The following is a 14633-nucleotide window of genomic DNA, read 5'->3' on the forward strand; positions in this document are numbered from 1 at the left end:
AAAAACTATGATTAAAACGGATGTTTTAGTAATTGGTTCAGGGATCTCAGGATTGTCCTACGCCATCAAAATATCGGAGCAACTTCCCGACACCAAAATCATAATTGTTACCAAAGCGGACGAGGATGAAAGTAATACCAAATATGCCCAAGGTGGTCTTGCTGTAGTTACGGATTTTGATAAAGATAATTTCCAAAAACATATTGATGATACGATACGTGCGGGTGACGGAGAAAATGACCCCGAGGTTGTGAAAATGGTTGTTGAAGAAGCACCAAAGCGTTTTCGAGAAATTGTAGAATGGGGTGCAAAATTTGACCAAGAGAACGGAAAATTTGCTTTGGGTCGGGAAGGAGGACATACCGAAAACAGAATTGTTCATCACAAAGATATTACTGGTTTTGAAATTGAACGTGCCTTATTGGAAACGGCTCGCAATTCTCCGAATATAGAAATTCTTCCATATCATTATGTTATTGACTTGTTAACCCAGCATCACGTACCTGGAAAAGATTTGGATCCAGATAATATCCATTGTTATGGCGCCTATATTTTGGACGAAAAGCAAAAGCGCATCAAAAAAATTACGGCCAAAATAACTTTAGTTGCAACAGGAGGCGCTGGACACGTTTATAAAAACACAACAAATCCAATAATTGCAACGGGAGATGGTATTGCCTTTGTGGCACGTGCTTTTGGTAAGGTTAGCAATATGCAATATTATCAATTTCATCCTACGGCATTGTATTCGAAGTTGGATGGGATGCTGTTTTTAATCTCGGAAGCGGTGCGCGGCGATGGTGCAAAACTTCGTACCAAACAAGGCAAATCTTTCATGCAAAAATATGATTCGCGCGAAGAACTGGCGTCACGAGATATTGTCGCACGTGCCATCGATAATGAGATGAAAACAAGTGGTGACGAATATGTTGGTCTGGATTGTCGCGAAATGGATAAAGAAAAATTTGTAAAGCATTTCCCGAATATCTATAATAAATGTCTTAGCGAAGGTATTGATCCTTTCAAACAGTTGATACCTGTTGTCCCTGCAGCACATTATTTGATGGGCGGCATTAACATTGATAAAGATGGACAATCTTCTATTAAGAATCTTTTTTCTGTCGGCGAATGTACCAATTCTGGACTTCACGGTGCTAACAGACTAGCGTCTAATTCTTTGTTGGAAGGTTTGATTTTTGGGCATAATGCCGCAATAAAATCAATGGAACTTTTGCAAGAGAATAATTTTAATTTTGATGATCTTAAAGCGATTCCAGAATGGAATGAGGAAGGCATGAAGATTATGGACGAAATGGTTCTGGTAAGTTATCTTAGAAAACAACTACAGGAGATGATGAGCGATTTGGTGAGTATCGTTAGAAGTAATGAGCGTCTTAAAATAGCACAAAAAAAACACCAAGATATTTCCGAGGCGGTTAACGAATTATACAACTATTCTATACTTTCACCACAATTATCAGAACTTCGAAATCTGGTAAGTGTTTCTGGACTTATCATTAATCAATCTTTAGAAATGAAAGTCAATAAAGGTGCTTTTTATAATAAAGATTTGAATTGATATTTTAACTTTATATAAATTATTTAACTAAAAATAAATCAACAATTTAGCATGACAAAACCAGCCTATATAACCAATAAAGCCTTACATACATTTATAAAAGCGGCAATTTTGGAAGATATCCATACAGGAGATGTTTCTACATTGTCGACCATTCCCAAAGACTTAGTGCAACAAGCCAAACTTTTAGTAAAAGAAGACTGCATTTTGGCGGGTGTTGACATGGCTTTGGAGATTTTTAATTATGTTGACAAAGATCTGGAAGTTGATGTTTTTATTAAGGATGGAGAACAGGCAAAAGTTGGAGAAATCGCATTTTTGGTTCGAGGAAAAGCGCAGTCTATTTTGTCTGCTGAACGATTGGTTCTCAATTGTATGCAACGTATGAGTGGTATTGCTACTTTAACCCACGAATGGGACCAAAGATTGGTTGGTACAAAAACCAAGCTTTTGGACACTCGAAAGACCACGCCTAATTTTAGAATTTGTGAAAAATGGGCAGTTGCTATTGGAGGCGGAACCAACCATCGTTACGGATTATATGATATGATTATGCTAAAAGACAACCATATCGACTATAACGGTAGTATTACCAATGCTGTGAAAATGGCTAAAGACTATCTTGAAAAAAATAAATTAAAACTGAAAATAGAAGTCGAAACCCGTAATCTAAAAGAGGTTGAAGAGGCTATTGAGGCAGATGTTGATAGGATCATGCTCGACAACATGGATGTGAAAACCATGGCAGAAGCGGTGCAACTTATCAATGGAAAATGTGAGTCCGAAGCCTCTGGAGGAATTACAAGAGACCAGCTCAAAAACATTGCTGCTACTGGCGTAACCTACATTTCGGCTGGTGCATTAACACACTCTGCAAAAAATATTGACCTAAGTTTGAAAGCTGTAGAATAGTAGTTTTAATTCAAATTTAACATAATGTTAACGGAATATTAATTTTTTTATAAAATGACAAATGTTAATTCTTTGTTAAAAGCTAGTTAACTTTTATTTCGGAAATTTGTCCAGTCAAATAAATATAGTAATAGACAAAAAATGAAAAGCAATCTCAGAAGACGATCATTATCAATCGTTTTAACACTATCAACAGCAAGTATTTACTTTGCTCAACAAACTCCTCAAGATACTATCAAATCGAGTGATATAGATGAAGTAGTTATTACAAAAGGGGTGACAGATATCGCAAAGGACAGAAAAACGCCAGTTGCAGTATCTACTATTAAATCTGCTCAGATTATAGAAAGATTAGGGAATCAAGAGCTTGTAGAAATCTTGAATACAACACCTTCGGTATATGCCACAAAAGGTGGTGGCGGTTTCGGAGACTCAGGTATTACAATGCGTGGTTTCGAAAGTAAAAATATTGCTGTAATGGTAAATGGTATGCCAGTTAATGATATGGAAGGTGGTTCTGTATACATGTCAAACTGGACAGGATTATCAGATGTTACAAGCACAATGCAAGTACAAAGAGGTTTGGGTTCTTCTAAATTGGCTATCGCATCAGTTGGAGGTACGCTTAACTTTATTACTCGTGCTGCTGATATGAAGCAAGGTGGGGTTGTTAGATTAGGTGTTGGTAATAATGACTTCTTAAAAACTTCTTTTGCTTATAACACGGGAAAATCAGATAAAGGGTGGTCTTCTTCATTTTTGATGGCAAGACAATCTGGTGCAACATATATCGAAAATACAGATTATGAAGCATATACATATTTTTTTGCGTTAGGTTATCAGCCAAGTAAGAAGCATAACTTACAGTTCATGATTACTTCTTCTCCACAATGGCACGATCAAAGATCTTATGCTCCAACAATTTCTAATTATATTAAGTATAATCCAGATAACGATGGTACTCCATACAGAAGATATAATTCTGATTTCGGATATTACACCAGACCTGAGGGTAAGAGAGTAGCAGTTGCTAATGCAATGAATTACTATGCAAAACCAGTAATTATGTTGAACTGGGATTGGACAATTAATGAAAAATCTACTTTAAGTACAGTTGCTTATATGTCCAATGGACGTGGAGGTGGAGCTCGTAATGCTGGAAAAGTTAATAGTAAGGGTATGCAAGATTTTGTAAATCCTAACGATGGCCACTATGACTATGATGCAATTTTTGCAGCTAATGCAGCGGTAACACCAACGGCAGGAGTAGTAGGTAATACTCTTGTAAGAACATCAAGTGTTAACTCTCATAATTGGTACGGTATTTTGATGAATTTCAAACATACAATTAATGATAATTGGAATTTCTCAGTAGGTACAGATGATAGATATTACTATGGTTACCACTACCAAGTACTTTCTGACCTTTATGGAGCTTCTGGTTATACGGATGGATCAAATAAAAACTTACCTGGTAACAATTTAATCAGAAACACTTACGATTATAAAAAATTATCATGGAATCCTTTTGGAGGCAAAAATGCAGCTATGGAGGATAGAGTGGCGTTCAGTAACGATGGTGAAGTATTATGGTACAGTGGTTTTGGACAAGTTGAATATTCTAATGAAAAACTTTCAGCGTTCTTACAAGGATCCGTATCTAATCAGGCTTATCAAAGAATTGATGATTTTGTAAAACCTGGGACAAAGCAACAAGGTCAAGAAGTTCAAAGAAAAACAGGATTTAAAAATATCTTAGGCTACAACATCAAAGGGGGCGCTAACTATAATATTGACAACCGTAATAATGTTTTTGCTAACATTGGTTATTATAGCAAACAACCTTTCATGAGTGCTGTATATCCTAGTAACCAACAAGTTGTAAATCCTAACTTGACTAATGAAAAGATTTTCTCCGCAGAATTAGGTTATGGGTTCAGAACATCTAACTTTAATGCGAAAGTTAACTTATATAGAACTGAATGGAAAGACAGATTCCAAAGAAAATCAGGGATTAAAGATATCGATGGTTTAGGAAACAATGGTTATTCAGAAATCAGTGGTATTACTCAAATCCACATGGGTGCAGAATTAGAAGCTAACTATAAAGTGAACAAATACCTAGAGTTCAATGGTATGTTCTCTTACGGTGATTACCAATATAAAGGTAATGCAACTGGATCTAACTTCTTAGACGATAATACGCCAGTAGCTATCAACGGATCAAACTCAACAACTTTATATTTGGATAAAGTAAAAGTTGGAGGATCTAGTAACAACAGTATTCCACAAATGACAGGGTCATTAGGAGCTACAATTTCTCCACTTGATGATTTGAGAATTTATGGAGATTGGCAATATGTAGGAAAAATTTATTCTTCTTTAAATGTTTCTGAATTTGATAAGCCAGGAAATACAGCATTAGAATTACCAAACTTTAATTTATTTAACGTTGGTGCATCTTATAAAATCAGATTGAATAACAAAGCTCAATTCTTCACAATTGGTGTTAATGTTAACAACCTATTTGATACAACATATATCCAAGACGGAGCAACTAATATCAAAACAACAGATTTAGTAAATCCTAAAGCTAAGCCTAATGATGCCGATTATGGTGTTACTTACGCACAAGCAGGAAGAGTTTACGATGGTTTAGCAGATGGTAACAGAGTTTACTTTGGCTTTGGAAGAACTTGGTCAACAAGTTTATCTTTCAATTTCTAATAAAACACTCTAGTTTTAAGATATTTAATCCCGGCTTTACGTCGGGATTTTTGTTATCTTTGTTAACCTAAAAAAAAAGAAACATGGAATTTTACAACATTTTATTAAATGCACACAAAGGTTTTGCTTACCTAGAACTTTTGCTAGTTGCCCTATTCTTAATTGCCTTATTGATGACAATGTTCGGCTACAGTGGCAAAGTCAATAACTTTTTAAAGAAAACAACATTGTTTACAATGATTTTCTTCCATATCCAATTGTTAGTAGGGCTTGTCATGTTAGGCGTAACATTCTCAAACGGAATGGACATGGGTGCAGTAATGAAAAACTCAGACTTAAGATTTCAGTATGTAGAACACCCTTTCTCAATGTTGATAGCGGTTATCTTAATGACTATTATTAATAAAAAAGTAAAAACTGCGGAGACCATTACTTTAAAAGTAGTTTTCATGGGTGTATTGGCAATCGCATTATTCGCATTTGCTTTCCCTTGGGCAAAAGTTTTCGGAGCTTAATTAAAACTTTATAAAACAAACAAATAGAATTTTTTTAATGAAAATAGCAGTTGTTGGTGCTACCGGAATGGTAGGACAAGTGATGTTGAAAGTACTAGAGGAAAGAAATTTTCCTGTAACCGAGCTAATTCCAGTGGCTTCAGAAAGGTCAATTGGTAGCAAGGTCAAATACAAAGGTACAGATTATGAAGTTGTATCTATGCAAACCGCTATTGATAAAAAACCTTCTATTGCAATATTTTCTGCGGGTGGCGATACGTCTTTAGAATGGGCTCCCAAATTTGAGGAAGCAGGAATTTTCGTTATTGATAATTCATCAGCTTGGAGAATGGATCCCACAAAAAAATTAGTAGTTCCAGAAATTAATGCTGAGGTTTTAACAAACAAAGACAAAATCATAGCTAACCCCAACTGCTCCACAATCCAGTTGGTAATGGTGCTTCATCCTCTTAATCAGAAATACGACATCAAACGCGTTGTGGTATCAACTTATCAATCGGTAACCGGTACAGGAAAAGCAGCTGTTGATCAATTGAACGCAGAAGTTAATGGTAACGCATCTGTAGAAATGGTATATCCTTATCAAATCTTCAAAAACGCCTTGCCACATTGCGATGTTTTTGCGGATGATGATTATACCAAAGAAGAAATTAAATTAATGAAAGAGCCTAAAAAAATCTTAGGAGACGATACATTTAGTTTAACAGCAACAGCGGTGCGAGTGCCGGTGCAAGGAGGTCATTCAGAAAGCGTTAATATCGAATTTGAAAACGAATTTGATTTAGACGAACTTAGAAAATTACTTTCCGAAACGCCTGGTGTTACAGTTCTTGACGATGTGCAAAACAAAATTTATCCAATGCCTTTGATGGCCGAAGGCAAAGATGATGTTTTTGTAGGAAGAGTCCGTAGAGATGCTTCTCAACCAAAAACACTCAATTGTTGGATTGTCGCAGACAACCTTAGAAAAGGTGCCGCAACCAATGCTGTACAAATCGCAGAATACCTTTTAAAACAAAATTTAGTATAAACAAAAAGCTCACAACAAAGTGAGCTTTTTTTTATTATTAGAATAGCCAAACAAAAGATTATTCATTTTTCAAACTTATGATGCCTAACGGACAAAAAATAGAAAAGCAAAATTTCAAGTTTCAACGTAATGTTGCGATTGCAGGGATTGTTTTATTTATTGCTAAACTCATCGCATGGCGACTCACCAATTCGGATGCTGTATTTTCAGATGCTATGGAGAGTATTGTCAATATTATAGCTGCATTTATGGGACTTTATTCGCTATATGTTGCGGCAAAACCAAAAGATGAAGATCATCCTTATGGCCACGGAAAAGTTGAGTTTATCACCTCAGGTGTGGAAGGTACACTTATCATTTTTGCTGGTATTGTCATTATCGTTCAAGCGGCCAATTCATTATTGAGTCAAAATGTGCCGAGCAAGTTAGATTGGGGAATGGCAATTGTCGCAGCAACTGCGGTCATCAACTATGTTATGGGTTACATCTCACTTCAAAAAGGTTTAAAAGAAAAATCCTTGGTGCTACAAAGTTCGGGCAAACATTTGATGAGCGATACGATTACGACAGGTGGCGTTGTCTTCAGTTTAATCATTGTTTATATAACCAAATTATTTTGGCTGGACGCCGTAGTTGCGATTTTGTTCGGTTCTTATATTATTGTTGTTGGTTACAAAATCGTGCGAAAATCCTTAAGTGGAATTATGGATGAGCAGGATTTAGACTTGGTCGAAAAAATAGCTAAAATCCTCGAAAATAATCGTGAAATCGACTGGATAGATATTCATAATATGAAGATTCAGCAGTTTGGTGCCAATTTGCATATCGATGCGCATATCACTTTGCCTTACTATTACTCTCTACGGGAAGCACACCAGGAAATGGAAAAGGTGATTATTCTTTTGGCTAAAAATTCTAATCGGCAAGTTGAGTTTAATTTTCACATGGACGATTGCAAACCAAAATCTTGTGAAATCTGCCAAATCCAAAATTGTCCCGTGCGCGAATTTCCTTTCCTAAAGCGTATCGAATGGACATCTCAAGCAATTACACAAGCTGATAAACACGACAGAGATAATTAAATATTTTGTAAATATTTTCGGTAATAAAATATGGGCACAATCAAAAAAAGTGTCATCGGCTGAATGACAAAACGTCGCATATAAAACGAAAACAACGCGCCAATTTCAAAATTGGTATAAATGCAATATAAATAAATTGGGAAAACAATTGCAAATACCAATACAATCAAAATCATCGCTTGAATTGTCCATGGCTTATTCCTGAAAAGATGTTGAATAATTAAAAGTGAAAATATTAAGTTAAGTCCAAATCGAAATAAATAACTTAAAATCAGTTTAATGCTTTCGAATTCTGGAAACGGCGTCGTGTCATTTTCTCCTTTAAAGTAAGCTAGAAAAGGGTCATAAAATATCGTGTCTTCCAAAAAACGAACACCAATTAGTCCAAAAATTCCAAGAACGACGAATAGGTAATTATGCGCTTTCATCATTCTGTTTTAAAGCAAAAAATTTAATCCAAACAATCCATAAGATAATCACAGTTCCATAGATAATTCCAGGAAAAACATAATCGTGAAACATTTTTCCATAATCTGGATAATCTGCAATTACCATGTTTAACGAGGCAATTCTCCCGAAGTTCATAAGGTGTAAAGCCACCAAACCTGCAACTACAAAAAGAAAAGTTTTGGCACCTTTATAAAATGCAAATATGAAGGCTACAAACATAATCATCACCGAAATAGCATTGCAACCTTCCACCATTCTGGTCAAATATTCGCCCCGAACAATAAAACGAATGCCTTCCTTCCCGATGCCATCTTGTAGCGTGGAGGAAAATCCGCATACATTTTGTAGCCAGTTGGCTTGTCCAGCAACCCAACGAGAAAAAGGATCAATAATCTCTGTGTCATATTGATTGAGAAATATTTGATAAAAAAAAACCAAAATCAAGTAGATGCCCACAAAGCGGAGCAAAATTCTAAGAACAGGTTTTAAATCGTTTAGCATAACACAAAAATACATAAATAATTAGCAAGTTTTGTGAAGGCTATGATTCTTAAAAGACAATTGATTAAATTTGTTGTTATGGAATCTAAGATTAAAGAATTCTTCAGTAATTTTTGTAAAACCGAGGCTGTGGAAATCGTCAATTTGCCACAAAGTGGATCGTCCCGAAAAAATTATATTGGAAGTTGTAACGATAAAAAATACATTATTACAGACAATGATAATCTAAGAGAAAATGAAGTTTTTTTTTACTTCTCGGAAGTTTTTTCAGAGTTGAGACTCAACACACCAAAGATTTTTAGTGTAGATCCAACAAGACAGATTTATATTCAGGAATTTCTGGGTAATCAAACGCTTTCTGAAGTTATTTCATCCGAAAAAAATGATGATAGAATAAAAACACTTGTCAAGAAAACGCTGAAGGATTTGTTTGAGTTACAGCAGAAAACCGCCTCAAAAATCGATTATACAAAAACCTTTGATTATGAAGCTTATGACGAATTGGCCATCACACACGATTTGTATTATTTCAAGAATTTTTTGATCGATATTCTTGAGATGCCATATCATAAGTCAAAACTATTAAAAGAGTTTCAATCCATCGTCTTGCAAATCCATGTGTTAAGCCCTAAAGGTTTAATGATTCGCGACTTTCAATCGCGAAATATCATGGTTGATGACAACAATAATATTAGTTTTATTGACTATCAAGGCGCGATGTTTGGCCCGTTGATGTACGATGTTGTTTCGTTTCTTTATCAAGCGAAAGCTAATTTTTCAGATGATTTCAAAAGCGAGATGATAAATTATTATTTATCATTATGGCAAAATGAAAAGGATATTGAAAGTTTACAAGCTTCTATTAAGCCTATTATAATGATGCGTTATTTGCAAGTTTTAGGCGCTTATGGATTCCGTGGTATAATTCAACGAAAAAAGCATTTTATGCAAAGTCTGGAACAAGGGATTAAAAACATAACAGTATTGGCGTCCACGTGGGAAGGTTTGAGGCAATATCCAGAATTATTAATGCTGATTCAGCAACTTAATACAGATGAGACAAAACGTAAGATTGCGCAACTTTTACAATAGAAATAAATATAAAATTAAAAAGCTTCCACAATGGGAAGCTTTTTAATTTTATATTTTTCTGAATTAGTTCGTTTGATTTAATACTAAACTGTTTTCTTTAATAATTCTTTTAGCAAAACGATATCTTGGACCCCAATATCTGTCGTTGAGAGAAGATACCATTACGCCTTTCGATGTCGCCGAATGGATGAATTTAACATCGCCTTCTTCATTAACTTCTTCAACAATTCCTACGTGAGAGATACGGCCTCTACCATGTGAGAAAAATACCAAATCTCCTTTTTTTAGTTCAGTTTTATCTACCGCTTCACCTTCTTGAGATTGATCTGCCGCAACTCTTGGTAAATTAACACCCGCCACTGCACCGAAAACTGAAAGTACAAAAGCAGAACAGTCGATCCCACTTCTTGTTGTTCCACCATATCTGTAAGGTGTTCCAAGGTAAGTACTTGCTTCGTCTAAAATATTGTCGATTGTTTTTTCGTGTTTGATAGCTTCTGCAATCATTGATGCCTTGATAGAATTTGATGCGTTGTTAAGAGATGCTAACATTCTCTTAGCTTGTAGTTTGTCCGCGTTTTCAGCTTTGGCTATAACAGGTGTAACTTTGGCATCAGTTTTGTATATATTTGGTTGAGATACAACGTAGTTGGATACACATGATTGTAGGGAGAATGTTGTAACTACAGCTAGGATATAAAACAGAACTCTTTTCTTCATATATATTTATTTAAACGTGTTAAACAGGTTTCTTTTTTGTTCAAATGCAAGGCAAATTTAAAGAATACCTATAAAAGGACTTTCCGATTGTAATTAAGGAAGACTTTATTTAACACTATTTAACATTTTTATTAAGAATGTTAATCAAAAACAAATCGCAAAACGCTTATAATAGGGTTTTGCGATTTTATTTTGTTTAAGACTTTTTAACATATTCAGTTGATATCCTTTATTTACTTAGTTATTCGTGTCTTTCAAGTTTCTAAAAAAAGATGTTAAGTTTGTCATTACTTGCAATTCTTCTTTCTTGGAAAAAATCATGGTTAAAACTTTTGTTGAAATAGAAAAAATGTTCTATTTTTGCGTTAAATATTTAAGAAAATGATGTTATCAGCATTTTGGCCGTTTTACCAGTACCTTTGGACAATCTATTTTATTGTAATGTTCTTGGCTGGCTTTTGGTGTATTTTTATGTTTGCAACCTATATCGTTCCACTTTGGTTGACAGAAGGGGTTGCAGAATACTTTGGGAAAATCAATAAAAACTTCGATCCAGAAAAAGTTAGATACCAAAAATTGTACGAACAAGAAGGTGTAGAAGTTATCTACCAAAGACCTACAGGCGAAAAGCCAGCAGACAATCATCACCACTAAATAGTTGGCAATTTTCTGTTTTGAGAATTGCACTCAAAGCGAAACAACATATATTGAAAAGCTTTTTGGATTTTTCCAGAAAGCTTTTTTGTTTTGTAACTTTTCTTTTTAAAATGCTGACTTATTATCTATGAAAATAATATTGAAACTGGAATCTCTTACCCTTTTTATTTTGTCGTTATATGGATTCTCCCATACAGGATTTTCGTGGTTGTGATTTTTGGGATTGTTTTTTGTTTCAGATATTTCGATATTGGGATATTTGGTAAATACGAGATTTGGTGCTTTTTGTTATAATCTTTTCCATCATTTGGGTACAGCGATACTTCTATATTTGGGCGCGATATATTTTGAATTAGCTTACCTAGAAATGATTGCTACAATAATGTTAGCGCATTCTGCATTTGATAGGATTGTTGGCTATGGTTTAAAATATGAAGACAGCTTCCAAAATACACATTTGGGAAAAATAGGTAAGGCTAAATAGTTTTCTAAATATACCTAATCATCTGTGAGGGCGCAGTGCATTGTTGGAGCTCGTTTTGCGATGGCTGGGCGGAGCCGAAGCCAACGAAAACAGCGACTGCACGAAGACCGACCCGCATGTTTTTGCAAAGCTTTTAGCCAAGGCAAAACAAAGGGGCACAGCCAAAAAATAATTCCCTGAAATTTTGTATTTTTGCATACTTAAAATAAAACGATGTCAAAATCTCTCATTCCGAAACTGGAAGCGATAAAACAACGATATAACGAAGTTGCTGACCTGATTATCCAACCCGATGTCATCAACGACCAAAAAAGATATTCTACTCTTAACAAAGAATATAGCGATTTGGGAAAGATTGTAGTTGTCTACAACCAATACAAAGGCGCTTTGGATGCAATTGAAGAGTCGGACGAAATTATCGCTGATGGTTCTGATAAAGACTTGGTGGACTTGGCTAAAATGGAAAAGCAAGAAGCTATAGATAAAATCCCAGGCTTGGAAGAAGAACTGAAAGTCCTGTTAATACCTAAAGATCCCGCAGATGACAAAAATGTTATCGTGGAACTACGCGCTGGTACTGGAGGTGACGAAGCAGCTATCTTTGTGGAAGACATTTATAGAATGTACACGATGTATTTCAAAACAAAAGGTTGGCGTCACGAAGTAACGGATAGCAACGAAGCAGCCAAAGGTTACAAAGAATTAATCATGAAAGTAGAGGGCGATGGCGTATACGGTGTCATGAAGTTTGAGTCTGGTGTTCATCGTGTACAACGAGTTCCAGAAACAGAATCTCAAGGACGTGTACATACTTCTGCGATTACAGTTGCAGTTTTGCCAGAAGCTGAAGAAGTTGATTTTGAACTTAACCCTGCCGATATAGAAATGCAAACATCTCGTTCTGGAGGTGCAGGTGGACAGAATGTTAACAAAGTAGAAACAAAAGTGCAGTTGACGCACAAACCTTCCGGAATGGTGGTGGTATGCCAGCAAGCACGTTCTCAGTTAGCTAACCGTGAGTTGGCGATGGAAATGCTTCGTACAAGACTCTATGATATTGAGTTACAAAAAGTTCAGGGAGATATTGCGGCACAAAGAAAATCTATGGTCTCTACGGGTGACCGTTCGGCAAAGATTAAAACCTACAATTACCCGCAAGGTCGAGTAACAGATCACAGAATTAATAAATCAATCTATAACCTTGATGCTTACATGAATGGTGATATTGGTGAAATGATTGATGCTGTTATCATGGCGGAAAATGCTGAAAAAATGAAAGGCGAAGAAGAAGGAATGTAAAATTTCTTATAAATTATAAAAACAAAGAACTCCCAAAATTGAGAGTTCTTTGTTATTTTTTTAAACTAAAGTTTGACCATATTGATAGATGATGTTATACTTAATTTTCTAAAAAATGGAATAGCAAAAAAACTACACTCAATCGGAGTGCCGTTTTTATTTTTTATGCCTTATTTAACTTCACGGTGAAGTGTCTTAAAATATGTGATTCTTTTACAATTTTATAACCTTTAGTAATATCATTTCGTCTTTCATAGACATTTTTTACTGCAGCGGCAATGTAATCCATATGATTATTAGTATAGGTTCTTCTAGGGATTGCAAGACGCAAAAGTTCTAATTTTGGATAGCGGTTTTCGCGCGTTTCCGGATCGCGGTCAGCTAATAAAGTCCCAATTTCTACACCACGTACGCCCGCTTCTTTGTAAAGTTCAATGGCTAAAGTTTGTGCAGGGAATTCTTCTCGCGAAATATTAGGAAGAAAAGTTAAAGCATCAATAAAAACAGCATGTCCACCAATTGGTTTTTGTACAGGAACACCATATTCTATTAATTTGTTTCCAAGATATTCGATTTGGGAAATTCTACTTTCCAGATAGGCTTTCTCAGTTGCTTCGTCCAGACCTACTGCCAAAGCCGCCATATCTCTACCTGCCATGCCGCCATAGGTGATGAAGCCTTCATAGATAATTGTGAAGTTAGAAGCTTTCTCAAATACCTCTTGATTATTAAGCGCGATAAATCCTCCGATGTTAACCAAACCGTCTTTTTTGGACGACATTGTCATGCCTTCGCCATAAGAGAAAATTTCTTTACAAATTTCTTTGATGCTTCTATCTTGTTGACCTTTTTCTCGTTGGTGAATGAAATAAGCGTTTTCTGCAAATCGAGCAGAGTCGAAATAAACAGGAATGCCATATTTGTCGGACAAAGCTTTTACCGCTTTTATATTTTCTAAAGAAACAGGTTGACCTCCCGAAGAATTACACGTAATTGTAACCAAACAAAACGGAATTTGCTCTTTGGGATGAGATTTATAAACTTCTTCTAGTTTGTTTAAATCAATATTTCCTTTGAAGGGGTAGAGGTCGTTAATATCAAAAGCCTCTTCAATGGTGCAGTCAATTGCATACGCTTTTCGGAACTCGATGTGGCCTTTTGTTGTGTCAAAATGCGAATTTCCAGGGACAACATCACCTTCTTTCACCAATACCGAAAACAATACATTTTCTGCAGCACGACCTTGGTGCGTTGGCAATAGATAAGGGAATCCTGTGATACGTTCTACGGTTTGTTGTAATTCTTGGAAGGAACGGGATCCTGCATAGCTTTCGTCACCCGTCATCAGTGCAGCCCATTGTTGATCGGACATTGCACCTGTTCCGCTGTCTGTTAAAAGGTCTATGAAAACTTGTGAAGATTTTAGATTGAACAAATTATAATCCGCTTCTTTCAGCCATTGTTCTCTTTGTTCTGGGGTTGATTGCTCAATGTTTTCAACCATTTTAATTCTAAATGGCTCTGCATAAGGTAATTTCATGTATAATATTTGTTGATTTTTAAAGTTTGAATGTTTCTAAGTCAA

14 protein-coding genes are annotated in these 14633 nt (G+C 35.5%); 10 read left to right on the forward strand and 4 right to left on the reverse strand.

Annotated features, from left to right (window positions below):
- Positions 1-7: 7 nt before the first annotated feature.
- The 6 genes from nadB (at position 8) to ACVFVN_RS09855 (ending at position 7845) form a co-directional block, all read left to right on the forward strand.
- Positions 8-1579 carry an L-aspartate oxidase gene (gene nadB, locus ACVFVN_RS09830; protein WP_165135107.1) on the forward strand — a complete coding sequence of 524 codons (1572 nt, stop codon included), beginning with the start codon at positions 8-10 and terminating at the stop codon, positions 1577-1579.
- A gap of 51 nt (positions 1580-1630) precedes the next feature.
- Positions 1631-2491, forward strand: coding sequence for a carboxylating nicotinate-nucleotide diphosphorylase (gene nadC / locus ACVFVN_RS09835; protein ID WP_165135110.1), 861 nt, complete (start codon positions 1631-1633; stop codon positions 2489-2491).
- 141 nt (positions 2492-2632) lie between these two features.
- Positions 2633-5218, forward strand: a complete 2586-nt coding sequence (locus tag ACVFVN_RS09840; protein ID WP_456235111.1) for a TonB-dependent receptor — start codon at positions 2633-2635, stop codon at positions 5216-5218.
- A gap of 83 nt (positions 5219-5301) precedes the next feature.
- Positions 5302-5733: a hypothetical protein gene (locus ACVFVN_RS09845; protein WP_456235112.1), complete on the forward strand. Its 432-nt coding sequence runs from the start codon at positions 5302-5304 to the stop codon at positions 5731-5733.
- A gap of 37 nt (positions 5734-5770) precedes the next feature.
- Positions 5771-6763 (forward strand): aspartate-semialdehyde dehydrogenase, encoded by a 993-nt coding sequence (locus ACVFVN_RS09850; protein WP_456235113.1) that lies wholly within the window; start codon positions 5771-5773, stop codon positions 6761-6763.
- Between the two features lie 80 nt (positions 6764-6843).
- Positions 6844-7845, forward strand: a complete 1002-nt coding sequence (locus tag ACVFVN_RS09855; RefSeq protein ID WP_456235149.1) for a cation diffusion facilitator family transporter — start codon at positions 6844-6846, stop codon at positions 7843-7845.
- Here the strand turns inward: ACVFVN_RS09855 and ACVFVN_RS09860 are convergent.
- Together ACVFVN_RS09860 and xrtF are read right to left on the reverse strand one after the other, a co-directional pair.
- The gene (locus ACVFVN_RS09860) at positions 7842-8273 is read right to left on the reverse strand and encodes an exosortase F system-associated membrane protein (protein ID WP_456235150.1); all 432 of its coding nucleotides are present in this window, start codon (positions 8271-8273) and stop codon (positions 7842-7844) included. The genes ACVFVN_RS09855 and ACVFVN_RS09860 overlap by 4 nt on opposite strands.
- Complete coding sequence (gene xrtF / locus ACVFVN_RS09865) at positions 8260-8796, reverse strand: exosortase family protein XrtF (protein ID WP_456235114.1); 537 nt, start codon at positions 8794-8796, stop codon at positions 8260-8262. The genes ACVFVN_RS09860 and xrtF overlap by 14 nt, the downstream gene beginning before the upstream one ends.
- A 78-nt stretch (positions 8797-8874) precedes the next feature.
- On the opposite strand from xrtF, the gene ACVFVN_RS09870 reads away from it, so the two are divergent.
- Positions 8875-9888, forward strand: a complete 1014-nt coding sequence (locus ACVFVN_RS09870; protein ID WP_456235115.1) for an aminoglycoside phosphotransferase family protein — start codon at positions 8875-8877, stop codon at positions 9886-9888.
- 63 nt (positions 9889-9951) lie between these two features.
- Here ACVFVN_RS09870 and ACVFVN_RS09875 read toward each other — a convergent pair whose 3' ends face one another.
- Positions 9952-10608 carry a C40 family peptidase gene (locus ACVFVN_RS09875; RefSeq protein WP_165135125.1) on the reverse strand — a complete coding sequence of 219 codons (657 nt, stop codon included), beginning with the start codon at positions 10606-10608 and terminating at the stop codon, positions 9952-9954.
- A gap of 381 nt (positions 10609-10989) precedes the next feature.
- On the opposite strand from ACVFVN_RS09875, the gene ACVFVN_RS09880 reads away from it, so the two are divergent.
- From ACVFVN_RS09880 to prfA, 3 genes are all read left to right on the forward strand, one after another.
- Entirely contained in the window at positions 10990-11262 is a 273-nt protein-coding gene (locus ACVFVN_RS09880; RefSeq protein ID WP_456235116.1) for a hypothetical protein, read from the forward strand.
- 226 nt (positions 11263-11488) lie between these two features.
- Positions 11489-11749, forward strand: coding sequence for a DUF4260 family protein (locus ACVFVN_RS09885; protein WP_456235151.1), 261 nt, complete (start codon positions 11489-11491; stop codon positions 11747-11749).
- A 213-nt stretch (positions 11750-11962) separates the two neighbouring features.
- Entirely contained in the window at positions 11963-13048 is a 1086-nt protein-coding gene (prfA, locus tag ACVFVN_RS09890) for a peptide chain release factor 1 (RefSeq protein WP_456235117.1), read from the forward strand.
- A gap of 163 nt (positions 13049-13211) precedes the next feature.
- On the opposite strand, the gene ACVFVN_RS09895 is transcribed toward prfA, so the two are convergent.
- On the reverse strand, positions 13212-14588 hold the full coding sequence (locus ACVFVN_RS09895; RefSeq protein ID WP_456235118.1) for a tryptophanase: 1377 nt from the start codon (positions 14586-14588) through the stop codon (positions 13212-13214).
- Between the last annotated feature and the right edge of the window lie 45 nt (positions 14589-14633).

Source organism: Soonwooa purpurea (assembly GCF_053891095.1).

Excerpts from the sequence above, each read along its gene's own strand:
- nadB (WP_165135107.1), top strand. The coding sequence starts at position 8 with ATGATTAAAACGGATGTTTTAGTAATTGGTTCAGGGATCTCAGGATTG.
- nadC (WP_165135110.1), top strand. The coding sequence starts at position 1,631 with ATGACAAAACCAGCCTATATAACCAATAAAGCCTTACATACATTTATA.
- ACVFVN_RS09840 (WP_456235111.1), top strand. The coding sequence starts at position 2,633 with ATGAAAAGCAATCTCAGAAGACGATCATTATCAATCGTTTTAACACTA.
- ACVFVN_RS09845 (WP_456235112.1), top strand. The coding sequence starts at position 5,302 with ATGGAATTTTACAACATTTTATTAAATGCACACAAAGGTTTTGCTTAC.
- ACVFVN_RS09850 (WP_456235113.1), top strand. The coding sequence starts at position 5,771 with ATGAAAATAGCAGTTGTTGGTGCTACCGGAATGGTAGGACAAGTGATG.
- ACVFVN_RS09855 (WP_456235149.1), top strand. The coding sequence starts at position 6,844 with ATGCCTAACGGACAAAAAATAGAAAAGCAAAATTTCAAGTTTCAACGT.
- ACVFVN_RS09860 (WP_456235150.1), bottom strand. The coding sequence starts at position 8,273 with ATGAAAGCGCATAATTACCTATTCGTCGTTCTTGGAATTTTTGGACTA.
- xrtF (WP_456235114.1), bottom strand. The coding sequence starts at position 8,796 with ATGCTAAACGATTTAAAACCTGTTCTTAGAATTTTGCTCCGCTTTGTG.
- ACVFVN_RS09870 (WP_456235115.1), top strand. The coding sequence starts at position 8,875 with ATGGAATCTAAGATTAAAGAATTCTTCAGTAATTTTTGTAAAACCGAG.
- ACVFVN_RS09875 (WP_165135125.1), bottom strand. The coding sequence starts at position 10,608 with ATGAAGAAAAGAGTTCTGTTTTATATCCTAGCTGTAGTTACAACATTC.
- ACVFVN_RS09880 (WP_456235116.1), top strand. The coding sequence starts at position 10,990 with ATGATGTTATCAGCATTTTGGCCGTTTTACCAGTACCTTTGGACAATC.
- prfA (WP_456235117.1), top strand. The coding sequence starts at position 11,963 with ATGTCAAAATCTCTCATTCCGAAACTGGAAGCGATAAAACAACGATAT.
- ACVFVN_RS09895 (WP_456235118.1), bottom strand. The coding sequence starts at position 14,588 with ATGAAATTACCTTATGCAGAGCCATTTAGAATTAAAATGGTTGAAAAC.